The sequence below is a fragment of the Pseudomonas sp. HR96 genome, assembly GCF_034059295.1.
Classification (GTDB): Bacteria; Pseudomonadota; Gammaproteobacteria; order Pseudomonadales; family Pseudomonadaceae; genus Aquipseudomonas.
Window position 1 is genome coordinate 149,623 of sequence record NZ_CP139142.1, and the last position, 22,487, is coordinate 172,109.

25 protein-coding genes, 2 pseudogenes and 1 riboswitch are annotated in these 22,487 nt (G+C 56.3%); of the genes and pseudogenes, 10 read left to right on the forward strand and 17 right to left on the reverse strand.

The window, feature by feature from the left end:
* Window positions 1–41: 41 nt before the first annotated feature.
* The 3 genes from umuC to SFA35_RS25790 all read right to left on the reverse strand — a co-directional run bounded on the left by umuC (window position 42) and on the right by SFA35_RS25790 (window position 2,166).
* On the reverse strand, window positions 42–1,322 hold the full coding sequence (gene umuC, locus SFA35_RS25780; protein ID WP_320579412.1) for a translesion error-prone DNA polymerase V subunit UmuC: 1,281 nt from the start codon (window positions 1,320–1,322) through the stop codon (window positions 42–44).
* The gene (locus SFA35_RS25785; RefSeq protein WP_320579414.1) at window positions 1,309–1,740 is read right to left on the reverse strand and encodes a translesion error-prone DNA polymerase V autoproteolytic subunit; all 432 of its coding nucleotides are present in this window, start codon (window positions 1,738–1,740) and stop codon (window positions 1,309–1,311) included. The genes umuC and SFA35_RS25785 overlap by 14 nt, the downstream gene beginning before the upstream one ends.
* A gap of 177 nt (window positions 1,741–1,917) precedes the next feature.
* Complete coding sequence (locus tag SFA35_RS25790; RefSeq protein WP_320579416.1) at window positions 1,918–2,166, reverse strand: DUF1654 domain-containing protein; 249 nt, start codon at window positions 2,164–2,166, stop codon at window positions 1,918–1,920.
* Window positions 2,167–2,338: 172 nt separating this feature from the next.
* On the opposite strand from SFA35_RS25790, the gene SFA35_RS25795 reads away from it, so the two are divergent.
* Window positions 2,339–3,994, forward strand: a complete 1,656-nt coding sequence (locus SFA35_RS25795; protein WP_320579418.1) for an ATP-binding protein — start codon at window positions 2,339–2,341, stop codon at window positions 3,992–3,994.
* Here SFA35_RS25795 and SFA35_RS25800 read toward each other — a convergent pair whose 3' ends face one another.
* The gene (locus tag SFA35_RS25800; protein ID WP_320579420.1) at window positions 3,995–4,354 is read right to left on the reverse strand and encodes a response regulator; all 360 of its coding nucleotides are present in this window, start codon (window positions 4,352–4,354) and stop codon (window positions 3,995–3,997) included.
* A 555-nt stretch (window positions 4,355–4,909) separates the two neighbouring features.
* On the opposite strand from SFA35_RS25800, the gene SFA35_RS25805 reads away from it, so the two are divergent.
* Window positions 4,910–5,185, forward strand: coding sequence for a hypothetical protein (locus SFA35_RS25805; RefSeq protein ID WP_320579422.1), 276 nt, complete (start codon window positions 4,910–4,912; stop codon window positions 5,183–5,185).
* 222 nt (window positions 5,186–5,407) lie between these two features.
* On the opposite strand, the gene SFA35_RS25810 is transcribed toward SFA35_RS25805, so the two are convergent.
* From SFA35_RS25810 to SFA35_RS25850, 9 genes are all read right to left on the reverse strand, one after another.
* A complete protein-coding gene (locus SFA35_RS25810; RefSeq protein ID WP_320579424.1) occupies window positions 5,408–5,770 on the reverse strand; it encodes a histone-like nucleoid-structuring protein, MvaT/MvaU family in 363 nt (120 codons plus the stop codon).
* A 96-nt stretch (window positions 5,771–5,866) separates the two neighbouring features.
* Window positions 5,867–6,289 carry a type II toxin-antitoxin system HicB family antitoxin gene (locus SFA35_RS25815; RefSeq protein WP_320579426.1) on the reverse strand — a complete coding sequence of 141 codons (423 nt, stop codon included), beginning with the start codon at window positions 6,287–6,289 and terminating at the stop codon, window positions 5,867–5,869.
* Between the two features lie 32 nt (window positions 6,290–6,321).
* Window positions 6,322–6,504 (reverse strand): type II toxin-antitoxin system HicA family toxin, encoded by a 183-nt coding sequence (locus tag SFA35_RS25820; RefSeq protein WP_320579427.1) that lies wholly within the window; start codon window positions 6,502–6,504, stop codon window positions 6,322–6,324.
* A gap of 140 nt (window positions 6,505–6,644) precedes the next feature.
* The gene (locus SFA35_RS25825; RefSeq protein ID WP_320579429.1) at window positions 6,645–6,974 is read right to left on the reverse strand and encodes a hypothetical protein; all 330 of its coding nucleotides are present in this window, start codon (window positions 6,972–6,974) and stop codon (window positions 6,645–6,647) included.
* A gap of 13 nt (window positions 6,975–6,987) precedes the next feature.
* Complete coding sequence (locus SFA35_RS25830; protein ID WP_320579431.1) at window positions 6,988–7,353, reverse strand: hypothetical protein; 366 nt, start codon at window positions 7,351–7,353, stop codon at window positions 6,988–6,990.
* Between the two features lie 93 nt (window positions 7,354–7,446).
* On the reverse strand, window positions 7,447–7,671 hold the full coding sequence (locus SFA35_RS25835) for a hypothetical protein (RefSeq protein WP_320579433.1): 225 nt from the start codon (window positions 7,669–7,671) through the stop codon (window positions 7,447–7,449).
* A gap of 181 nt (window positions 7,672–7,852) precedes the next feature.
* Entirely contained in the window at window positions 7,853–8,212 is a 360-nt protein-coding gene (locus SFA35_RS25840) for a hypothetical protein (RefSeq protein WP_320579435.1), read from the reverse strand.
* Window positions 8,213–8,805: 593 nt separating this feature from the next.
* Window positions 8,806–9,927, reverse strand: a complete 1,122-nt coding sequence (locus tag SFA35_RS25845) for an IS481 family transposase (RefSeq protein ID WP_320579437.1) — start codon at window positions 9,925–9,927, stop codon at window positions 8,806–8,808.
* 57 nt (window positions 9,928–9,984) lie between these two features.
* Entirely contained in the window at window positions 9,985–12,159 is a 2,175-nt protein-coding gene (locus SFA35_RS25850) for a PAS domain-containing protein (RefSeq protein ID WP_320579439.1), read from the reverse strand.
* 335 nt (window positions 12,160–12,494) lie between these two features.
* Here SFA35_RS25850 and SFA35_RS25855 point away from each other — a divergent pair, with 335 nt between their 5' ends.
* Window positions 12,495–12,719 carry a DUF6555 family protein gene (locus tag SFA35_RS25855; protein WP_320579440.1) on the forward strand — a complete coding sequence of 75 codons (225 nt, stop codon included), beginning with the start codon at window positions 12,495–12,497 and terminating at the stop codon, window positions 12,717–12,719.
* Between the two features lie 410 nt (window positions 12,720–13,129).
* Here SFA35_RS25855 and crcB read toward each other — a convergent pair whose 3' ends face one another.
* A complete protein-coding gene (gene crcB, locus SFA35_RS25860) occupies window positions 13,130–13,513 on the reverse strand; it encodes a fluoride efflux transporter CrcB (RefSeq protein WP_320579442.1) in 384 nt (127 codons plus the stop codon).
* Between the two features lie 141 nt (window positions 13,514–13,654).
* Window positions 13,655–13,716: riboswitch (Fluoride riboswitch) on the reverse strand.
* A gap of 85 nt (window positions 13,717–13,801) precedes the next feature.
* Here crcB and SFA35_RS25865 point away from each other — a divergent pair.
* Complete coding sequence (locus SFA35_RS25865; protein ID WP_320579444.1) at window positions 13,802–14,362, forward strand: uracil-DNA glycosylase; 561 nt, start codon at window positions 13,802–13,804, stop codon at window positions 14,360–14,362.
* 3 nt (window positions 14,363–14,365) lie between these two features.
* Here SFA35_RS25865 and SFA35_RS25870 read toward each other — a convergent pair whose 3' ends face one another.
* A complete protein-coding gene (locus tag SFA35_RS25870) occupies window positions 14,366–15,511 on the reverse strand; it encodes a TDT family transporter (protein WP_414058575.1) in 1,146 nt (381 codons plus the stop codon).
* A 135-nt stretch (window positions 15,512–15,646) separates the two neighbouring features.
* Between SFA35_RS25870 and SFA35_RS25875 the strand changes: the two genes are divergently transcribed.
* From SFA35_RS25875 to tnpC, 5 genes and pseudogenes are all read left to right on the forward strand, one after another.
* Window positions 15,647–16,540 (forward strand): LysR family transcriptional regulator, encoded by an 894-nt coding sequence (locus tag SFA35_RS25875; RefSeq protein WP_320579448.1) that lies wholly within the window; start codon window positions 15,647–15,649, stop codon window positions 16,538–16,540.
* 179 nt (window positions 16,541–16,719) lie between these two features.
* Window positions 16,720–16,944, forward strand: coding sequence for a hypothetical protein (locus SFA35_RS25880; protein WP_320579450.1), 225 nt, complete (start codon window positions 16,720–16,722; stop codon window positions 16,942–16,944).
* Between the two features lie 91 nt (window positions 16,945–17,035).
* Window positions 17,036–17,404 carry an IS66-like element accessory protein TnpA gene (gene tnpA / locus SFA35_RS25885; protein ID WP_320579451.1) on the forward strand — a complete coding sequence of 123 codons (369 nt, stop codon included), beginning with the start codon at window positions 17,036–17,038 and terminating at the stop codon, window positions 17,402–17,404.
* Entirely contained in the window at window positions 17,377–17,736 is a 360-nt protein-coding gene (tnpB, locus tag SFA35_RS25890) for an IS66 family insertion sequence element accessory protein TnpB (protein ID WP_320579453.1), read from the forward strand. The genes tnpA and tnpB overlap by 28 nt, the downstream gene beginning before the upstream one ends.
* A 49-nt stretch (window positions 17,737–17,785) precedes the next feature.
* A pseudogene (tnpC, locus tag SFA35_RS25895) lies at window positions 17,786–19,312 on the forward strand (IS66 family transposase).
* Window positions 19,313–20,513: 1,201 nt separating this feature from the next.
* Here the strand turns inward: tnpC and SFA35_RS25900 are convergent.
* Window positions 20,514–21,662 (reverse strand): sensor histidine kinase, encoded by a 1,149-nt coding sequence (locus SFA35_RS25900; RefSeq protein ID WP_320579454.1) that lies wholly within the window; start codon window positions 21,660–21,662, stop codon window positions 20,514–20,516.
* A gap of 115 nt (window positions 21,663–21,777) precedes the next feature.
* A pseudogene (locus SFA35_RS25905) lies at window positions 21,778–22,026 on the reverse strand (IS3 family transposase); the annotation flags it as partial.
* A gap of 83 nt (window positions 22,027–22,109) precedes the next feature.
* Here SFA35_RS25905 and SFA35_RS25910 point away from each other — a divergent pair.
* Window positions 22,110–22,448 (forward strand): hypothetical protein, encoded by a 339-nt coding sequence (locus tag SFA35_RS25910; RefSeq protein WP_320579456.1) that lies wholly within the window; start codon window positions 22,110–22,112, stop codon window positions 22,446–22,448.
* Window positions 22,449–22,487 lie beyond the last annotated feature (39 nt).

The following is a 22,487-nucleotide window of genomic DNA, read 5'->3' on the forward strand; positions in this document are numbered from 1 at the left end:
TACCATTGGATCCAGTAAAATAGCATATGGCCATACCTGTGTCAGTTGGCCCTAACGGTCCACAGCTGGTCGAGCCGGGTCGTGTAGCTCTGACTCATCAGCTCGCGGCGCATGGCCCAGTCCGGATTCACCGGTACGCTCGCCGTGCGTAACGTGCCCCGTCCCCAGCGCCCGTTTATCTCGTCCAGGACGCCCATCAGCTTGTTGGTGGTCACCGGCTGTTGTACGGCAAACAGATCGTCCGTGAACTCACCCGGCTGCCGCAGATCGAGCAGCAACACCTCGGCCTTGCTGTACCGAAAGCCCGGCCTAAACAGGTAGTCGATCGCCTGCACGGCGGCCTTGGTGATCAGCCTGACGTCATTGGTAGGGTAGGGCAGCTCGACCATCACGCCATTGGCATAATGGGTCTCGTCCGGATTGAACATGCCTGTGCGCACGCTCACGCGGATCTTCTTGCACAGCGAGTTCTGCGCGCGCAGCTTCTCGGTGGCGCGTTGCACGTAGGTGGCCACCGCCTCCTTGATCGGCTCGATCTCGGTCAACCGCTTGCCGAACATGCGGCTGCAGCAGATTTCCTGCTTGGGCGGATCCGGGTCATCGAGCTCCAGGCAGGACGTGCCGGCGAGCTCGCGCGCCGTCTTCTCCAGCACCACGCTGAATTTCATCCGCAGCGTGCGGGCATCGGCCCTGGCCAGGTCCATGGCCGTCTGAATGCCCATCGCCTGCAGGTGAGCCTTCAGACGCTTTCCCACCCCCCACACCTCCTCCACGGCGGTGTTGCGCAGCACCCAGTCGCGCTTGAACGGGTCGCAGATGTCGACCACCCCACCGGTCTGCTGCTGCAGGCGCTTGGCCGTGTAGTTGGCCAGCTTGGCCAGGGTCTTGGTGCTGGCAATGCTCACCCCCACCGGAATACCCGTGCACTTGAAGATGCGGCCTCGCAGCGTACGGCCAAAGGCGTCCAGACTACCCTGCATGCCCGTCAGCAAGGCAAAGGCCTCGTCGATCGAGTACACCTCAAGGGCCGGCACCATCGATTCGATGATGGCCATCACCCGCTCGCTGATCTGTCCATACAGGGCGTAGTTGCTGCTGAAGGCCACGATGCCTTGCTTGCGCAGCTGGTCCTTGATCTGGAAATAGGGCGCGCCCATCTTCACGAACGGCTTGGCGTCGTAGCTGCGGGCAATCACACAGCCGTCGTTGTTCGACAGCACCACGATCGGCACCCTGGCCAGGTCAGGGCGAAACACCCGCTCGCACGAGGCGTAGAAGCTGTTGCAGTCGATCAGGGCAAAGACCGGCTCAGGCGTAGGCATGATCGCGCACGCTGTAGCGAACCACGCCCCAGATGGCCAGCTCGTCGCCTTCCAGGATGTGCCGGGGCGGGTAGCCCTTGTGTTCCGACAGCAGGATCAGCTGGCCAGCGCATTGGTGCAGGCGCTTGCACAGCGGTTCGGTGTTCAGCGCGGCAATCACGATGTCGCCGTGCTGCGCTTCGCGGCTGCGATCGACGATGACCAGGTCACCCGAGTAGATGCCGGCGCCGATCATGCTCTCGCCTTCGATCTTGACCAGGTACACATGCGGTGCGCGGATCTCGAACAGCTCGTCCAGGGAGATGTGCTTTTCCAGATGATCGGCCGCCGGCGACGGAAAGCCCGCCGGAACCTGGTGCGAATAGAGTGGCAGAGCCACCCCCTGTTCCTGCAGGGGGCCAAGGATCGAGTACGACATGGGTGTCACCGTAGATGTCGCGTATGTGAAGGGTTGATATGCAGTAAAGTGCTGGGCAACCCTGCTGCGGTCGTGGCAGCAGGGCCAGGCGAGCCGGAGAAACCATCCCTCCCCCTGAAGGATCCGGCTCGCCGCCTCAATTTCAAGGCTTGAGCAAAAAGCCCATTGCCTCGGTATTCAGTCGTCATCAGGCACCGTCCAGAAGATCTGCAGATGTCCATCATCGCGGTGCGCCACCGTGACGTTGTCGGTCTCCCCCAGTTGCTCCAGCACCTCGTTCCAATCCTCGTCCAGATCACCCGGCAGGCACTCCAGCAGAGCCGCTTTGCTGCGCTGCGCGCCAGGGCTGTTGATGGCTCGCTGCAGGCGCATGCCCAACAGGGCGTAGCTTGTTAAAGGAGGTGGCGAGGTGGGCTTCTTTGCCATAAACGATTGCTCTATACTGTTTATACAGCCAGTACTTTAGCGGAAGCATTGGTGGCTGGCATTCAGTTTTCGAAGCCTGGCTGCCGAACGGCTCTGCTGCGCAGTCTCCCGAACCACCCGAATGCCCGCCATGCAGGCCGTGGCCTTGCCGGACCGTACCGGGGTGGCCCAGATGAACCTCACTGAGGAAGTTATTATCGAAACCGAACCGGCCCAAACCCATAAGAGCGGAAGGCTTTTCGCTCCTCAGGATCGAGCAGGAAAAAGGCGGTTGCTAGCGCCGAATGTGCAGCAAATGCTAGACTTGGCCCCTACCCCAGCTCCAGCAGAGGTCGTCATGCCAGCTCAATCTGCTCCCGCCCAGCTGGAGTCGGTCTTCGCCTGTTCGGTCACCACGCCGGATACATCATCCGATATCACCTTGCTCCACGCGATCAGCGTTGAGTTGATCGGCGAACAACACCGAGAGGCCCTCTACGGCAAGATCGTAGACGCGGCAGTGTCCATCACCGGTGCCCAGTTCGGTACAATGCAACTGCTCTGCCCTGAAGGACACCCATCAGGACACGGCGGCAAGCTTCAGCTTCTGTGCTCGCATGGATTGTCCCCGGAGGCAATCGACTTCTGGCAGTGGGTCAGCCCAACGGCCCATAGCAGTTGTACTAAGGCGCTCAAGTCGGGCAAGCGGGCCATCATTCCCGATTTCGAGGAATGGGCAGAGATCGCCGGGACCGAAGACCTGTTGGCTTTTCGCAGCACAGGTATACGATCGGCGCAGACCACACCACTGCGCTCACGCTCTGGCCTGTTGTTAGGGATGCTCTCGACTCACTGGCGCGATGCGCATCATCCTTCCGAGCGGGACCTGAGGCTGCTGGATATCCTGGCGCGACAGGCAGCTGACCTGCTCGATCGTACAAGTGCTGAAGAAGCATTGCGCGCACGCGAGCAGGAACTTGAACGTACCTGTGCCACACTGCGTGAAACTGAAGCGCAGTTGCGGCTGCTCAATGAAACACTCGAGCAGCAGGTGACGAGTCGTACGAACCTGCTTATGGAGTCGGAGGAGAGGCTGCGCCAGTCACAAAAAATGGAAGCAGTGGGTCAGTTAACCGGGGGGCTGGCTCACGACTTCAATAACTTGCTCACAGGCATTTCAGGCTCTCTGGATTTGCTCAAAGTGCGCGTAGGCCAGGGCCGAGTGCTGGAGATCGACAAGTACGTGGCTATAGCACAGGGCTGCACCCGGCGCGCAGCGGCGCTAACGCAACGGCTGCTTGCGTTTTCGCGTCGTCAAACCCTGGAGCCGCTGCCCACCGACGTCAATACATTGATGTATGACATGGTCGATTTCGCTCGGCGTACGATAGGGCCTGGTATCCGGATCGATGCTCATGGCGATTCGGACCTATGGCAGGCTTATGTCGATGCCAGCCAGCTTGAAAATGCACTGTTAAATCTCTGTATCAATGCCCGGGATGCCATGCCGGATGGCGGTCGTATCACGCTCCACACAGCCAACAAGCAGATAGATGAACATGCGGCGCTGAGTGAAGACCTCGTCGAAGGCGAGTATCTGTGCATTTGTGTGAAGGACACCGGCGCGGGCATGACACCTGAAACCCTCGCTCACGTATTTGAGCCATTCTTTACGACCAAGCCGATTGGTCAGGGCACGGGACTTGGTCTTTCCATGGTCTATGGCTTTGCCAAGCAATCAGGCGGTCAGGTTCGCATCTGGTCGAGCGTGGGTGAAGGTACGACGGTCTGTATTTACCTGCCGCGGTATCAGGGGGAGATTGCCGAGTCTCTGGGTCAATCCAGCTGATCAATGTGAGGTCAGCTTTTGGCAGATCGCTTGCAGTTGATCCAAGCTGAACGGTTTGTTCAACCAATGCACGTGATGGTCATCCAACCTTTCGGCAGCAGCATGAAAGCCCGAGGCGACAACCACAGGGATCTGAGGTAGCAGATCGTGCAGCCTGTGGACCAGCTGAAGCCCGTCGATACTGCCAGGCATCCTCAAATCGGTAATCAGCAGATCCGCGTCAAAACCATTATGCTGAATATGATTCCAGGCAGAGTCCGCCTCACAGAATGCCTTGACCTTGTGGCCGTCCATCTCCAGGACTTCGACCATGATGGTCATTATGTCCTGCTCATCCTCGACAAGAATGATTGTGCTCATGAGGTAATTCCTGTCGCGATGGTCAGACGTGCTTGAGGATGTCTGAGCGTTTGGGTGCATGTAACTTAACAGACATGTGAAGATGAAATTCTAGCGATCGGTCCGATGAGCGGGGGAGGATAACTTGCTGTTTCCGAAAGGGACAGATGCGGCATCAGCGCATAGGGCGAGTGATACAACCCGGCATCCTGGGGAGCCTCCGCGCCCTGGTTACGTGCCGGTTTGAAAAAACCACCGTTTTGCCGAACCCGAATCAGTCGGGGGTTTGAGCCTGCTGCATGTGTGTTTGCGCTGATACCGAAATGACCCAGTGGCCGGTGCCAAGCTGACCCAGCATTAATCGGTAAATATCCAGCATTGATAATGGCGCGCTGGATGGAAGCCTGGGTCAGAAAAATTTCGAAAACTGGGTCAATTCTGCGCTGGCATTAACAATTCACGAAACGATTTGTGAACCGTTGAGACGATAAATGGGGCTGCAATCCGTCGTTTAGGGCAAGGCATATCCCCCCAGCAAGGGCATAATGCCATCACTCGACCGGCGAACCTATCCTAATGAACACCTATGACGCTAGACATTTGCGCGTGATGAGCCTGATCAAGGCCCAGCGATGGGTCGACATCGATGAGGGAGATATTCAAGAGCTACGCGTATTGATCGCGTGCAAGTACGTCGTTGTGACCAAGCGGACGGGGCAGATCCCCATGATCGAGGTTACCCCTGATGGACAGCACTATCATGCTCGTCTCGCTGAGCTTGAGTTGCGAAAAGCTGGACTGGAACCTTCCTTGATTGGCATCACGCCGCCTTCACATCAAGTGTCGGTGTAAGCCAATCCCGAAACGCCTGCCTCACGACGCCCTCTAGACGCGATGGTTGATAGAAGGGGTTGGACCCGGTAGATTTCGCTGTGGCGCGACGGTCATCTCGTGTAGCAGCTCGTGACAGCTTGCTCACGGCTTCACCTGGTCGCCCTCCGAAGCGTCACGGTTTCGGATGTAAAGCCCCGGTTTACCGGGGCTTTTTTGTGCCCAAGCGGCTGGAAAAATCGATCACTGCAACCAGGACTCTACTTCGTCATGGCCGTGTTCAGCTTTCCACTGTTTCAGGACAGTGTGATTGCCACCCTTGGTCTCTACAGTTTCACCGCTATGCGGGTTCTTGTAGACCTTCACCTGGCGAGGCCGGCGCGTACCTTTGGGCTGCGGCTGCAGTGCACCTCGGTTCAAGGACTGAGGGTCAAGCGCCGCAATGATGTTTTTGAGGCTGAAATTGTATTCAGCCAGCAAGTCGCGCAGTTTGGTTTCGAACTCGACCTCGCGCTTGAGGCCTTCATCGTTCTTCATGTTCTCCAGCTCTGCCATTTGGCGAGCCAGTTCTTGTTCCAGGTGGCGGAATTCAGCAAGACGGGACATAAGACACCTCAGATAATAGAAAGCGTATTATAAGCGCGACTCGGCTGGATGGTGGTACAGCCTAATTGCCTCAGCTTTGCGCCGTAGACCTTTAGGTCAAGCCGCCCGAATTGATACCTCCACACTGAACCCTAAATTGTGGAGAGCGCTTTCTAGTGCATCCATTTTCGAGTGGTGCAAAAAGTCGAAAAGACGATCTACCTGCGGTCGAGCCACGCCCAGTCGGCGTGCAAGCTCGGCTTTACTAAGGCCGGACGCCAAGAAAGCGTTCCAAACCGCAACCTTCATTGATACTTCGACGGGCAGCCGTATGAACGGTTGACCTGGAGCTGGGCGGCTCGCCGCAGGAATAGGTTGGTTCTCGTCTACGTACAACGAAAACACGCTCTCCAGCCCGTCCCGCAATGAAACCATCGCTTCTGCCATGTTCTCGCCTGCTCCATAGGTACGTGGTGTATCAGGGCAGGTCAGCCAGAGGCCGTCAGAGTCATCGTGTACCTGGATCGGGTAGTCGTACATGGGTCCTCACTTGAGCGAAGGTTAGTAGAGCCTCAATCCTTGAGGCCCAGGTCTTTCAATATTTGTTTCCGCGTTCCTTCGGCTATTTCCTTGCCCCCGTGGTCAGCGAAAATTGAGGATCTTCCATTCAATGAAACCTTGAAATGGCTGCCTTTGGCGTTCCTGAATGTTACGCCTTGGGCCCTCAACCAACGTCGAAACTCGCTACATTTCATTGGTTTCCCTTAGAGCGTTTCGACGAAGCTATTATGCATCAGATCTGATGCAGATGCAACAGATGTGATGCGGAAATAAAATTATTTTAAGGATTTCGGACGTCTTTCGTAGGGTCGACAAGACGATTCAAAGGAAAGGACTACGCTTTCCTCAAACTGAGGAAATAAACGACCAACAAGATCGGCGCCATAACCAAAGCCACGGTAAAGATGATCGTGGTCCAGATAGAAAAAACGGTTAACGGCGAGCAATTTGGGCAGGCGCCTACAGGGTAGCCACCGATGACTGTCCAGGCGGCATAAAGAGCAGGAATCAGCACCAGGAATACCAGTGCACCGGCCTGTGCGATGAATACGCTAATTTGCTTGGCTTGGGCTAGAGGCAGGCGAGAACACCGATAGCCCAGCCATACTGCCGCTGCAACTGATACCCAATCGACAATCGCGAACACTGCAAGCGACGTCTGCATAAGGCCCCTCCGGTCACAAGACTTCAGCGACGATGAATTGGGATTGGGTCTCGAAAAGCCCCACAACAATTTCGCTATCGACGCGAGCCAGTTCGTAAGCATCAATGAAATGCTCGAACAGACGAGCTAGACCTGGATTTTTGGTCCAGGACCTGGATGTCGCGAAGGCTGTACTCTTGAACTCTGCCAAAAACTCATCGCTCTCGACGATATGGATAATGTAGCCATGGAATTGAGCATCCTGTGGTAGGCCTAGCTCCTCGCGGAGCTCGTTCAAGTCCCGGCGTTCAAGGCCAAGCGCTTCAGCTGCCTCACGTTTTTGGTTGAGGGTCTGAGCCATACGCTCAGCACGGTTTCCTCGTTGCTTCGCTTGTCCCATTAGCTTCTCCTGGGGTTGGGGTAGCATTGGCATCCAAAACGAACATATCGCCTGATTAGTTCGGTGCTGCCATTATGGTTAGCTTTTCTTGACTTATGCTTGACGCGCGAGCTGCAAGCCTTTCGGCGTTAGCACACCTTCATAGACTTGCCTGAAACGAATGTTACCAGCTGTCATTAAAGTGATCGAGTAACAGCTCAAACCTTGATCAAACAATCGCTTCAAGCCATCAGCATTGGTTTCAACGAACGATCGTTCGAGTGTCTGATTCGCTTCATGCAGTTTCAACAGTTCAGCGAGCAAGTTATCGGTCAGCATAATAGACATCCTTCAATGGGCTGTCATGTAAAAATGCTGCGAAAGGGTCGACGAAATCAAGCGGATTCGCGTAAATATTTATCTGAGGGTCCGCGGAATTTGCAATAAACCACGCCAAGAATTCTGCTGGAATACGCAAGTTCGAAACCTGGAGTGCAAAAGCATGCGGGTGGGGAATGCGTTAGTGCCTAGACAGGCCTGCGCCGATGCGCCGCCCCTTGGGCTCGCGGGGCTTCTCACCACGATCGGCCACACAACGCTCCAGCTGGCCAAGCAGAAAATCATGGTCCGTACTGTGCAGTGCTCCAAGCTCCACCGCCTTGAGGAGCAACGCGGAAAAATGGCTGTGCCACGCCTGGTTCTGCGACAGTGCCACTTCTAGCAGATGATCCAGCCGTTTGACCAGGGCCACACGGGAGCGGCCATCCAGTCGATCTTTGCACACGTAGAAGAAATAGCGCACGCGCTGAGGGTAGAGGACATACCGGTCAGCCATCATGGCCAACATGGATTCCTGCGCGTTGCTGGTCATCGGGGTCATGTTCATCATCCTGGACTCAATGAAGATGGGAGGGCTCGACTTGCGACAGATCGCGTTCCAAAGGCGATATCTCCCGAGCTAACCACTTTCGCCAAATGGTGGAATCATACCCACCTGTTCAGCGATGTAGACACACTGCAAATCGCGATAGGCAGGATGTTATAGAGCGCATCGACCTGCATATGGATAGGAATGCGCAAAAAGGTGACCGCGATCAGTCGTTGTGCCAGCCCAGCCTGGCGCCATTTTCTAAGAGCCTTCGCAGCTCGCGATTTGGATACTGATTTTTTGGTGTCCAGGCGGGACACTGAAGGTTGTGCATGAAAGGCCGGCGCATCTGCCACTCTTCCTGGGTAGCTCCGCAGGACCTGCAGCGAATGGTGCCGTTTTCAACCGACCACAGACACTTCCACCGCTCCAGGGGAAGGTAGGGAATGCTCATTCTCTCACCTGCAGGACTTCAATGGGCAGATGGCCATTCTGCTCCTCGACTCTCAAGCCCGTAAACAGGGTCCAAAACGCATGCCTTCACCGAAGGCTGTACGGACCGGACACATCGTGGACACCTGTGCGGAGACATGGTTGACGCATTATCAAGTGTAGTCGGGCTGGTCGATATCGATTGTCCGCAGCAGGTGATGACAGAAATACACGTCAAACATGCTCTCGCCCCTCACGCTGGGGCGTATGGCCACATGCTTGCCCAGCAACCCTTTGGCGATGCTGAAGTAACGCTTCCTGAATCGGAATCGGCTGCTATAAACCTTCGCCAGGACGTCGTCTTGCCCGTACTCGAATTCCGCTAAAACCTTCGGATATGCCCAAGGGCTGGTTCGATACCGCTGCATGGGGACTTTGTTTTCCAGCGCCTGATGCGGCCGCTGAAGGTTATAAACATCGCGCCAGCGATCAAATGCCGATTGCGCTTCCTTAAACGTCGAGAACAGGTGCCCATCCAATACTTCCGCCTTGAACGAGCGGTGAAATCGCTCGATCTTGCCGTTGGTTTGAGGATGATAAGGGCGACTGAAGCTGATGCGAATTCCTAGTTGAATCAACCAGATACTTAATTCTGTTATCTCTCCGGGATTTCGCGGCGAGCCCCATGGCGCACCGTTATCGACGTTGATTCGAGCTGGCAGACCATAACGTTCGAACACCTCGATCATCTTCTCTTTGACGGTGGGTCCTCGCTCGTTGTCGCAAGCTTGAATGGCCAGGTTGAAACGAGAATGATCATCCAGCATGGTCAGTGGATGGCAACGACCTTGTTGCGTTGCAAAGTGCCCTTTGAAGTCCATCTGCCAAAGATCATTCGGCGCATCGTGCTCGAAGCGCAGTTTGGCTTCGTGTTCCTTCGCAGCAGGCTCGATCAGTCCATGGCGATGCAGGACGCTGGTTACAGTGCTGGGGGCGATCTGTTTGTTCAGGACATTGCTGATGGTGCGTCCACCCCAGGCGGGATGTGCTTTGCGCAGAGCAATCACTTGAGCTTGCAGTTGGGTATCGGTCAGCTTCGGGCTGGTCGCAGGCTTGCGAGACCTCTCCTCAAGCCCTGCCTGGCCTAGCGCTTCGTAGCGCCCTAGCCATTTATAGGCCGTCTGCGGACTGATCCCGAATCGTCGACACAGCTCTCTTTTATTACTGCCGGGTAGCCGCGCCAAGGCTATGAACTCTTCTTTCAGACTCATGGCATCTCTCGTGTTCCAGGTCATGGTGGGATTCCGGCGAAGTGGCTCGCTGGAAGTGTCCACCATGTCCCCGCACACCCGTCAACCATGTGTCCGGTCCGTACAATTGTGCAAAATACGCTGCCTGCGCTGCCACACGCCAACTTTTCGTAGCAATCTTGAGAGCTGCTCGATGGAATAAGGCTTGTGCAGCAATTCGAAGCCATAGGTCCCATTCTGCGCCAACACGTGGCTGTAACCCGAGGCCAACAACACGGGCAGATCGTGGTAAAGACGGCGAATTTCATGGCCCAGCTCAATGCCGTTCATACCTGGCATGACAACGTCGGAAAACACCACATCGAAGCGACTGGCGTCCAAGGCCAATTCGGCTAGCGCTTCCTGTGCATTATTGGCCAGAACAGGGCAGTAACCCAAGTCGGTCAATGTTTGGACGGCAAAGGTCCCCACGTCCAAATTATCCTCAACCACGAGCACGCCCGTGCCATGACCATCGATCAACGGTTCCGGCTCCTCCTCATGGGGTTTCTCGGCCGGCTTTGGCACTTCGGGCAAGTAAAGCGTGAACGTACTGCCTTTGCCCACTTCACTGGTAACGGTAATGTCACCGCCCGATTGTTTGGCAAAGCCAAAGACTTGCGACAAGCCCAGCCCGGTGCCTTGCCCCACCCCTTTGGTAGTGAAAAACGGTTCGAAAATCTGTTCCAACTGCTCAGACGAGATACCACTGCCCGTGTCAGTGAGCGCCACGGCGACGTAATCCCCCTCAATGACCGAATGAGTACGCACGGCGGGCACCTGTTTAGCCTTATAAACCCGGACGGAAAGACGTCCTTGGTTTTGCATGGCGTCGCGCGCATTGACGGCCATATTCACAAGCGCCGTATCGAACTGGTTCAAATCGGCTTTTATATAATGGGCTTGCTCAGGCAGCTCTATGGCTACTTTTACTTGAGAGCCTACAAGCGTGTCTAACATGCCAGCCAGAGAGCGTACGCTGTCACAAGCTGCAAACACTTCCGGGGTAAGCGCCTGCCGCCGGGCAAAGGCCAGCAGCTGCGAGGTCACCTTGGACGCGCGATCCACAGTATCTGAGATGGCTTTCACATACCGCACGCGTCGCTCAACCGGAAGATCTGATCTTTTGAGTAGATCCGACGAGGATTTGATGACGGTCAATAGGTTGTTAAAATCATGCGCTACGCCTCCTGTAAGCTGACCAATCGCCTCCAACTTTTGGGATTGACGCAGTCGCTCCTCGGCTTGTAAAAGCGCTGCAGAGCGTTCGGCAATGTGGTGCTCCAGGGTTTCATTCAGGCTACGCAACTCGAACAGGGCATAATCGCGCTGTGCTTCAACAGCACGGCGGCCTTCAATGTCGATAAGAACACCTGGAAAGCTTAGGGGCGTACCGTCTGGTGCGTAATCGACGCGGCCGCTGGCCTCTAACCAATAGTACTTTCCGTCCGTGCGCTGCACCCGATACTGATGGGTATATATGCACCCCTGAGCGATGGTTTTATTGATCGCCTCAATCAACCCCGCTTGGTCGTCGGGGTGCACGGTCGCGACGATTTGCGCAAGCGGTAGACCTTCGCGGCCAAGGGCCGGATCAAGCCCAAACGCGGTAGCAAATGCTTGGTCGACCGTGAAACAATCCGTGGGCAGATCCCAATGCCAGGTACCTATGATAGCGCCTGCGGCGAGTGCCAACTGCACCCGTTCCACGCTCTGCCGCGTCAGCGCTTCGCTGATACGAAGGCGCTCCTCGGAGGCCCGTCGCTCGGTGATATCAATCACAAACCCTGGAAAGCTGACAGGCTCGCCGTGTTCATCAGACTCCACACGTCCTGTAGCCTGCAGCCAATAATAGTTTCCGTCCGCGCGCTTGACCCGATATTGGTGGGCATAGCCACCGCGTCGGGCAACAGCCTCAATGATGGCGGCATCCAACCCCGGCCGGTCCTCGGGGTGCACATTGTCCAGCACCTGAGCGAGCGGCACCTCACGGTGTATGTAACTCTCGTCGATGCCGAAGGCGAGAGTAAATCCTCGATCGACGGTAAAACTGTCTCGAGTAGGGTGCCAGTTCCAGGTGCCAATGACTCCACCCGCCGCTAGGGCAGTTCGGATGTGCTCATTGTCACGCCGGGCCTGAGACTCAGTCGCATAGAGTCGCTTGGCTTCGGCCAATTCAGAGCGCAGTGCCTCATTCTCGACCCGGAGTGCAGAGATTTCGTCCAGTAACTGGTTCATGAATGTTCACTGCGCCGAGCACGGCCCTGAAGGGGGTTTCCTATGGATAAGCTCGTGGAGTGGCCCTCAGACGATACATCGGGGGGAAGCTATCGGATAGGGGGTGCACTGACTCACAGCCATGATTTTCACGCCTAGTCGGCATGGTACACGGCCTTTGAAAGGCTGTCGCTGATGATCAAGCACAGGCGCGAGGCGAAAAGACCCGATAAAACCGAGCGTAATTGCACATCCGGCGTAGGGAACCTGTACAGGTGGGATAGGCCTATACAGATACTGTACAAGAACATAAATTCGTACAACCTTTGATAGTGGACACATCAGGAAGCCCGACCATGAGCAAAAAGCTGTACATTATTTCGTATCACTTGCACGGCCAACCCAAACAGTTTCCCATTCATACCGATCAACCCCTGACCGAGTCCGAAGCATGGCACTGGGCGGCCTGTGACGTAGGCGTTGCACGGATCCCGAAATCAACACGCGATAAATTCGAAAAAATGACCAAACAGACTGCCGGCAGGTTTGGCATTACTGATGTTGGCTACCAAGTACGCTGAAGGGCGCGCAGCCCCTTAGGCCATAGGCTTTCAGTGGGTATTAGTCGTTCTCGACATCTCCTCTACGCTTGCAGCGATCCATTAGCCAAGGCCTTTCCGCCTGACGGGACCGAAACGATGAACTCCAGCGGAGATGTCCCTCCTGTAAGCGACGCTGAAGATTTGAGGTATGCGCAGGACTATCGACCTCATGAAAACCGCGACCGGCCGCAATGCGCTCCACTAGTCTCTGCTGGGCGCTTTGGACTATTCCCAGACACTGCTGAATTGCCGCTTGATTTAGGAGTAAAGCTGTCACCGTGTGCATCAATAGGCGATGGCAAAGCCGAGGAGCATCAAGCCAGGTTTCGTCGTAACGACGGTTTTGTTGGGTGAAGAAAACGACCATATAGCCTTTCATTTTGATCTCCTCAGCGAGTACCAATAATTTGGTAGGACAATAGTCCGGCAGCAGTCATCGCTAACGAACCTACGACGTGCAATGAAATTGAGCCGAGCGCCCACAGCAATCTTCCTTCTTGGATGAGGGCAACTGTTTCGGCTGAAAAGGTGGAAAAGGTGGTAAGTCCCCCACAAAAGCCCGTGATTATCAGCAAGCGCCATTCTGGACTTAAGGAGGGAGATGCGGCCAAGAGCGCGATGGCTAGGCCAATGATGTATCCCCCGACCATGTTCGCCACTACAGTGCCTGGGGGAATAGTCGGGAACAGAGCGTTGAGCTTCATACCCAAGAGCCAGCGCAACCAGGCGCCAAGTGATGCGCCGATGGCGATGACAAAGAGTGATTTCAGCATGACTGCAAATCTCCTCGAAGCTGGTAGGGCCGAGGAGGTGCTGATAACCGCAGATTGCGATAGAGAGTTAATACGGAATTTTGAGTCAATTTCCTGTCCTAGATTCGCGGACAGGGGGCACACCTACGCACCCTGTCCAGGGTTCACGTAGGCATCATCAGCACGGGGCGGTTGTGAGGAGGAATGCCATCTCCTTGGAAGCAACATATCACTCGCGCGATTGTCACGTAAATAGTGCTTTGCAATCGTTGACGCGAGCACGGTTTCCCCTCGACGCCTAGAGACTAGATGAATATTCAAGATACCCGCAGACATCGTCTGTACTCCCAGCCTGCTGGTATTCTGAACAAGTGGGTAGACGCCCGGAGCCTGGGAGCTAGACGACTGCCGTACTTTGATCCGCTGGATGGTGGGGTCGATGCGCCTGTTCTGATATTGCTGGAATCTCCGGCCAGGGATTGCTCGTGGCCACGCTTCGTTTCCCGCGACAACACAGGGCCTTCCCAGCGCAACCTAAAGCGCTGTCTCGTGCGTGAGCAAACCATCTTGTGGAATCTGTATCCATGGCTGCCGGATCTCGACAGCCCTGCCGAAGCGATCACCCGCTCGAAGATCGTAGAGGGCATCACACTGCTGAAAGAGGTTATGGATCTGCTCCCACGCCTGCGCGTCTTGATCTTGGCCGGGAGCGTGGCGCAGAGAGCGGCACCAGAAATCAAGCAGCATGGCCCCGAACTCAACCTGCTCGTGATGCCTCACCCGAGTCCGCTTTCGGTATGTCAGCACCCTGATGTCGCTACAAACATCGTCACCACGCTCACCCGAGCGGCGAGCGTGGCCAATGCCTAATCGTTAGCGACTGGCGCGCTTGGCGTTCAGCGATGCAATACAGGGCGATACGAACAGGTTGCCACGGTATGCACCGGCGGCGGTTTTGGTCGCAACCACCAGCCACATGATGGCCAACATCATCACTAGGATAACGCCCAGCACATCAAAAAAGGCCAAGTTCAGCGTCGCGCCGAGCTTCAGGGTTGTCACCGCATATACCCCCAGCGGGAAGGTGAAGCCCCACCAGCCAAGATTGAAGGGTATGCCGCCCTTGGCATAACGCGCGGTGATCAACAGCGCCAACAGCATCCACCACAAGCCCAACCCCCAGAACAGGACGCCCGATACCACCCCTATACCCCCGGCCACCACGCCGATGCCTGGCATGGCGTGGGCGGCGAAGATTGCTGGTGCATCGCTGCCAATGACCAACATGCCCAGAGCGCCCGTGCCAATCGGCCCCAGCGACAACCAAGACGACGCGGCCATGCTCTCATGGGGCAACTTATGAAGTGCCAGACGAAGTACCAGGATAACCAAAATGCTTAAGGCCACCGGAACCGAGTAGGCCCACAAGACGTAGCTGGTGATCAGCATCGTGAACTGAGCACTGGTATCAGCCAGATGCGGTGCGATGGTACCGCCGCTCGCCGCTGCCACTTCCGCCGCTACCACAGGAAGCAGCCATACAGCAGTCATCTGATCGATGCTGTGCTCCTGCCGGGTAAACATCATGAACGGGATCAGCACCCCACACGCCAGTGCCATGGCGACGTCCAGCCACCAGAGCGCATGGGCCAAGGGGATCGCACCGTCTCCCCAGTTCGGCAGGCCGTACTGAACCAGGCCGTTGATAATCGTTGCCAGGCCCATCGGTATCGTGCCAAAAAACATCGAAACCGTGGAATGCCCAAAGATCTGTTTAGCTTCATCGAAGAAGAACACCCAGCGGGCAGCGTACATCAAGGTGAAGACAGTGAACAGCAAGGTATTGAACAGCCAAAGGGCCTCCCCAATACCTGTAATCAGCACACTGTGACCCGGCAACTGCCCCAGGGCCAAGGCCAGAATGCCGGTGCCCATCGTTGCGGCAAACCAGTTAGGCGTGAACTGTCGAATCGCTTCCTTGGGATTGGAAAGCGCCGAGAGCGGCTGGCCGCCCTGCATGACCTTGATAAGGCTGATCTCGCGCATAAAACCTCCGAATGATTGCGATGCGGCAACAGGTTCAGAATAGCGGCATGCATCTATCTGGAAAAACGGATATTTTGAATATGGCATACCTATTTTCAAGGTAAGAAAGTGAAGCTCACACTTCGGCAACTCCACATCTTCCGCGCTATCGCCCAGCTGGGTTCAACCACCCAAGCCAGCGCAACCCTCGCTCTTTCGCAGTCAGCCACCAGCGCAGCACTCCAGGAACTCGAAGGCGCATTGGATATTCGACTCTTCGACCGCGTCGGCAAACGCCTGGTGCTCAACGAAAACGGCCAGGCACTATTGCCCAAGGCTATCCGCCTGCTGGAGGCTGCACTGGAGATCGAGGGTGGTTTTCGGACAGACGTGGTCGCGCGGCTGCGAATAGGTTGCAGCACGACGATTGGCAACTACATTATGCCGCTGCTGGTGCAACACATGGCCGAACGTGCCGGCGGGACACAGATCGATGTCATCCTGGGCAACAGTGCAGAGATCGCCCGGCAGGCGGCACAACTGTCAATTGACGTTGGCCTGGTCGAAGGGCCCAGCCACCAGCCCACTCTGGCCGTGCAGCCTTGGTGTGAAGACGAGTTGATCATTGTCGCAGCGGCAGATGACCCTTTGGCACATAAAGGGCAGCTTTCTGCAAGTGAGCTACGTGAGGCATGCTGGCTCGTGCGCGAAGAGGGATCGGGCACGGCTGAAGAGGTACAGCAGTGGCTTTTACCGCATCTTGGTTCTTTGAGCAATGCTCGGCAGATTGGCAGTTCTGAAGCCATAAAGCGGATGGTAGCGGCGGGTATCGGAATCAGCTGCCTTTCCTATTGGGTGGTCGGAGACCTCATCGCCGAGGGCAGCCTGATCTCGTTGAACCACGTGATTCCTGAGCACAAACGGCAGCTGCACGCGGTTTATCACAGAGACAAGTTTATCTCCCGCTCCCTTGAAACCTTTTTCAGTGTGATCAAGGATTTCGCGTCGGCCAATGCGAGATGACGGTCAGGCCACGCGATACCCTCATCAAACTAGAAGGCGTGTTCACCAGTCGCTTACGTTGTATTCAGCCAGGAGGTTGTGCAGCTTGGTTTCGAATTCGACCTCGCGCTTCCGGCCTCTGGTGCTCCGGATTTGACGGCGTTGGAAAATAGGCTTTTAAAAGAAACAAGGAGATGCTCATGGTTTTACGTGGTATGGCGCAAATGCACGTCGACGATCTGGCGGAGCGATTTAGAGCCTTGATCGGCGGGCAACCTTCAGCGCCGGACATTCAGTTCGCGTGGGTTGTATTTTACCAAGGGCGGATATTTGGAGCTTATTCCTCAGCTGACGCGGCCCTCAAAAAAATTACCGAAATTGAGCATTGCCTCAGCGAGGATGAGATACCCATTCCGCAGGCGTGATGAGACCATCATTTTCCAAGCATCAGCATCCGCTGCAGCAATGTAAGCGCCCGGTGAACACACCTACCGAACTCCAGCATTAAGGACGATGGTGTCCGTCTATTTTTTAGCGGACGCGATCACCCTTATCGCCAAGATTCCCATGCGCCAACGAAGCTCTTACCCGAAGCCCTTCAAAGCCCAGGTCGTGCAGGAATGCCTGCAACCCGGAGCCTCAGTTTCCAGTTTCGCCATCAGCCATGGCATCACCGCCAACGTTATCCGCAAGTGGCTGCCGATATACCGCGACAAGGCGGTTGCGCCGCTTCCGGCATTCGTACCACTGCAAACCATGCCCAAGCGGCATGCTGACGAGGCGGTGGTGATCGCATTGCCGCTGGGCGCTCAAACCATCACGGTCAAATGGCCCGTCTCCGACCCGGATGGCTGCGCATGCTTCATCCGCAGCCTTTCGCGATGATCCGCATCGACGCCATCTGGCTTGCCACCGAGCCAATGGACATGCGCGCCGGCACAGACACAGCGCTGGCCCGCGTGGTCGCGGTGTTCGGTGCGGCGAAGCCGCACTGCGCTTATCTGTTCGCCAATCGCCGCGCCAATCGGATGAAAGTACTGGTGCACGATGGCGTGGGTATCTGGCTGGCAGCGCGCCGCCTGAACCAAGGTAAGTTTCATTGGCCCGCCACGCATCGAGGCCACGAAGTTGAAATCGACGCAGAGCAACTTCAGGCGCTGTTGCTGGGCCTGCCTTGGCAGCGGGTCGGTGCTAACGGCGTAATTACGTTGCTCTGAATCGGGTCTTTTAGCTGTGTCGGGTGGGCGGCTTTGGGAAAACCACGGCATGACCTCCTCGTCCAATCTCGACCAAATGACGTCCGATCAACTGCGCGCACTCGCTGCGCAGTTGTTGTCGAAGGTCGACACCATGGGCCGAGAGAGCCGCCGCGACAAGACCGTCATCGAGCATCTCTCTCACGAGATCGCCATCCTTAAACGCCACAAGTTTGCCAAGCGCAGTGAGCAGATCAGCCCGGCGCAAGGCAGTTTGCTGGATGACTTGCTCAGCACTGATCTCGAAGCCATTGATGCCGAGTTGAAAGCACTTCGTCACGCCCCGGCACTGGACGAGCCACGTCAACAACCCAAGCGTGCAGCGTTGCCACCGCAGTTTCCTCGTACCGTGATTCATCACGAGCCAGAGAGCACTCAGTGCTCCTGCGGCTGCCAACTTCAGCGCATCGGCGAAGACGTCAGTGAGAAGCTGGATTACACGCCGGGCGTGTTCACTGTTGAGCAACATGTACGTGGCAAATGGGCCTGCCGTCAGTGCGAAACACTGACTCAAGCGCCGGTACCGGCAAAGGTGATCGACAAGGGCATCCCCACTGCCGGCTTGTTGGCCCACGTGATGGTGGCCAAGTTCGCCGACCATCTTCCGCTGTACCGGCAGGAAAAGATCTTCGGCCGTGCCGGCCTGGCGATTCCGCGTTCGACGCTGGCGCAGTGGGTCGGCCAAACCGGCGTACAACTGCAACCGCTGGTCGATGCACTGCGCGAAGCCGTGTTGGCACAGCGAGTCGTCCATGCCGATGAAACACCGGTGCAGATGTTGGCACCGGGCGAAAAGAAAACACACCGCGCGTATGTCTGGGCCTACCGCACCACAACGTTCTCAGCACTGAAAGCGGTGGTCTACGACTTCAGCCCCAGCCGTGCTGGCGAACATGCACGCAACTTCCTGGGCACCTGGAACGGCAAGCTGGTGTGCGATGACTTCTCAGGCTACAAAGCTAGTTTCGAGCAGGGCATCATCGAAATCGGCTGCATGGCCCATGCTCGGCGCAAGTTTTTCGAACTGCATGTGGCGAACAAAAGCCAACTGGCGGAACAGGCGCTGCACTCCATTGGCGGCTTGTACGAAGTCGAACGGCAGGCCAAGGACATGAGCGATGAAGATCGCTGGCGATTACGCCAGGAAATGGCGGTGCCCATCGCGGAAAAGTTGCATGAGTGAATGATCGCTCAACGCGCGCTTGTACCCGAGGGATCGGCCACGGCCAAGGCACTGGATTACAGCTTGAAACGCTGGGTAGCGCTGACCCGCTACCTGGATGATGGTGCTGTGCCCATCGATAACAATGCCGTGGAGAACCAGATCAGGCCGTGGGCACTCGGCAGGTCGAACTGGCTCTTCGCTGGATCGCTACGCAGCGGTAAACGGGCTGCGGCGATCATGACCCTGATCCAGTCGGCGCGCATGAACGGGCATGATCCGTATGCGTATCTCAAGGATGTGCTGATGCGGTTGCCGACGCAGAGGGCCAGCGAGATCGAGCAACTGCTGCCGCCTCAGTGGATGCTTAGCTGACCTACGCAAGGCGTATTCCCAGTACGCTTAAGGAGCAATTTGCCGACTGGAGATCGGACATGCTCACCGTGAAGCCAAATCCTAACCAGGACAGCTTAGTCGACCTGGTGGTTGATGGCGCAAATCCAAGTAATCTGGAGCAGGTGTGATCGGGGTTTACCATAACACCCGTCACCTGCACGTCGATTTTTTCACGTGCGCTTGATCGGGCACACGCACAGAACGAGAAGATACGCCGCAAGGTGCGTGAGCTGGTGATCAGCAGGAGGGGGTGCGGCATATCACCACGTTGGCGCTGGACTGGTCATAAGTGCATTGATCGCTTGACCAACTCTTACGTGCAGACTCAGGTATCCAACTGATACCCACTGCTTCGCTTCGGCCCAACAACACCTAAATCCCCAGATTGGCAATAGCGATTAAGTTGGTAGGCTGCGATTTCCAGGTCGTGCCAAGGCGCTGAGGACTGCGGGCATCTGCATCTGTCTGCATGCACAAATTGCTGGTTTCTAGCATCCTCAGCCTGGGTGGCCCCGCAATGGCGACAATGCACAATTGTACCCACCACTCGCCAACGCTCGTTCCAGGCGAAAATATTGTGAATGCCAAACATGTTGAATTCCAGGTTCTGTTTTCCCTGAGAGGCGCCAAAGAAATCTTAAGTTGCTCTGGACGGAATCCGCCGGACGGCACCTGATCAGCTCTAGCTCCTCGAAGTCTGATAAACGTATCGCCGGGGTTGAACGTAGCTGAGTCCGACCTGGTTCTTTAAGGGGAGCCGATCAGATCTTGCTGACGGGAGCAGCGAAATATCAATCCAGGGTAGAGCGGAAAACTCGGCCACCAGCTCGTTGATCACATCCAGCACGATGGTCCAAAGCTGCCCTGGATCTTGATAATCCTGCAGGCTGAGGACGAACCGCCTGAATGTCCAGGTGGCTGTCGCTTAACACAAGGGTAAGCTGGTCGCCGTCCTGATAAAGCTGATAGTGGATCGACTCTGAAGACGACTGGGCAGAAAAAAGCCCCTGGGGAAGCAGAGGCTGGGGTCAGGTTAATCATGGGCAGGGTGCTGCAGCTCGTCCGCAGCCGAGTAGAGCCTGCAGTGATCGGAGCCCGACCATTGGAAAGCGGTTGTGATCCCAAGCCCAGCGGCAGGATCTGCTGCTTTTCCTGTAAAATCAAGGCAGTTATGCAATCCTCAGATGGTCACTCCGTGGGGTGCCGATTCAGCGAGTGGCATTTTCACAACAAATTCCGTTCCCCGCTTCTCGTCTGAGGTAGCTTCAATAACGCCGTCATGCGCCGCCACGATCTGGGCCGCGATGTATAAGCCCAGCCCCATGCTTGCTTGTGGGCTACGATCCTGGGAGGTTTGCAGAGAATATTGCCCTATGGGATTGAACAACGCAGCAAGCCGCTCCTGAGGAATGACAGTGCCATTGTTATGAACGCGAAATTCCAGGGCATTGCCTGTAGTTTCAAGAGTCACCGTGACCGGTGTTCCTTCCTTGCCATGTTGCAGCGCATTGCCTATCAGATTGGAAAATACCTGCTCGAGCCGAGCCCCATCAAAATAGCCCTTTGTCTGCCCTGAAGACTTCAATATCAGTTTGGCACCAGGATGGCTTGCTCGACATTCACCGACGATCCGCTCGCATATGGGCGCAACGTTGAGCAATGTTCGCTGGACAGGTATCCCTGGCCCGAGCTGCACGCGGGTGAAATCAAGCAGGTCGCCAACGATGATCGACGCACGCTCAACACTTGTGAGGATCCGTGCTGCAGCCTTAGTGGCCTTGGCTCCTGAGTTTGCGGTGCGCAGCAGTCCCTCAGCGCTCAACATGATTGCACTCAAGGGTGAGCGCAAATCGTGGCCCAGCACTCCCAGGAAAATATCACGCGAAGCTTCGACCGCCTCGGTATAGCTGGCAACGGACTCCACTAGTGCCTGATCAATGGCTTCATTGAAACGGATCATGTCCTGCGCTTCAAACGGCTCGCCGAGCTTGACCTGTTTCATCCAGTGGCGCATCACGCTGGCACGCAACGCCCGGAATTCCGCTACAACCTGGTTGAGCGAAAAACCCGTCATCAAGCGGCTGATGGCATGCTCCCTGGCGGCGCTGCCCGTATCAGAAGGGCCGTGCCCCTGTGATTTTTCGATTTGCTGTTGAGCAGATTGCTCGGTGTTGAGATCGGCCGCGATTGTCCTAATCATTCGGGCGGCGTGATCACGCAGCGCCTCGGCATCAAGAGATTTGCCCTTGATCTGCAGGGAGCGGGCGAAATTTTGCCACTCTTGAACAATGGGTTCGATGTTTTCAATCAAGAAGCGGGACAAGCGCATGGCCGCTCCCTCCGAATAGGTAGGCCAAGCGTCAGAATGGCGCTCAATCACCCAGTAAAACATCATTTGGAGGGTAGGAGAACTTTTCGCCGGCTTTTGAAGGAGGAGCGCCTGGACCGCACCAGACCTGATCAGGAGACGCGACGGCAAACTCACGATTCAGCACGCTCGGGATATCAGGCCGCTCTACAGTAGCCTTTTTGTAGGCATGGGAGCCTGGTTGCTTGCTGATCAAGTTCATCTCGCGCATCAACTTGCGTATCTTGAACCGCCCAATTTGCAGACCGTCCTCTTTCATCATCAGCATGAAGCTGCGGCTACCCGCGGCGCTTCGGCTTTGCGTGAATAACTCGTTCACACGGCTGTGCAAAGGCGGCTGACCCGGCTGTATCGGCAGGGCGCTTGACCTACGTATTAATGACATCACTGACATCCTCCGAGACACGCATGACCGTTGAATTGATTGAAGAAGACATGCGCCAGGCGTTGTTCGGCGCCGCGCAGGCGCCTCCGCCGCAGGTGACGATCCACGATCCGATGGCGCACATCCCCGACGTGGTGATCGTGCCGCAGGCGGTGAGGGCCCGGAAAAAGAAACCGAGCAAGGCCTTCACGCCGCGGATGCGGGTGACCCTGCAGGTGGGCAATGAGTTCGAAGGCGTAACGCAGACCTATGTGCACGAGGCCGACACGATCAGCAGGCTGCTGGCCGAGCAGGAAGCGGTCAAAGTGGCCAGGAAGAAATATCGCTATGTCGAGGTGGTGTCGGTCAAGGCCATCGGCTGAAGAGGGGAGGGCGACGTTAATCAGACCAGTGACGTCCAA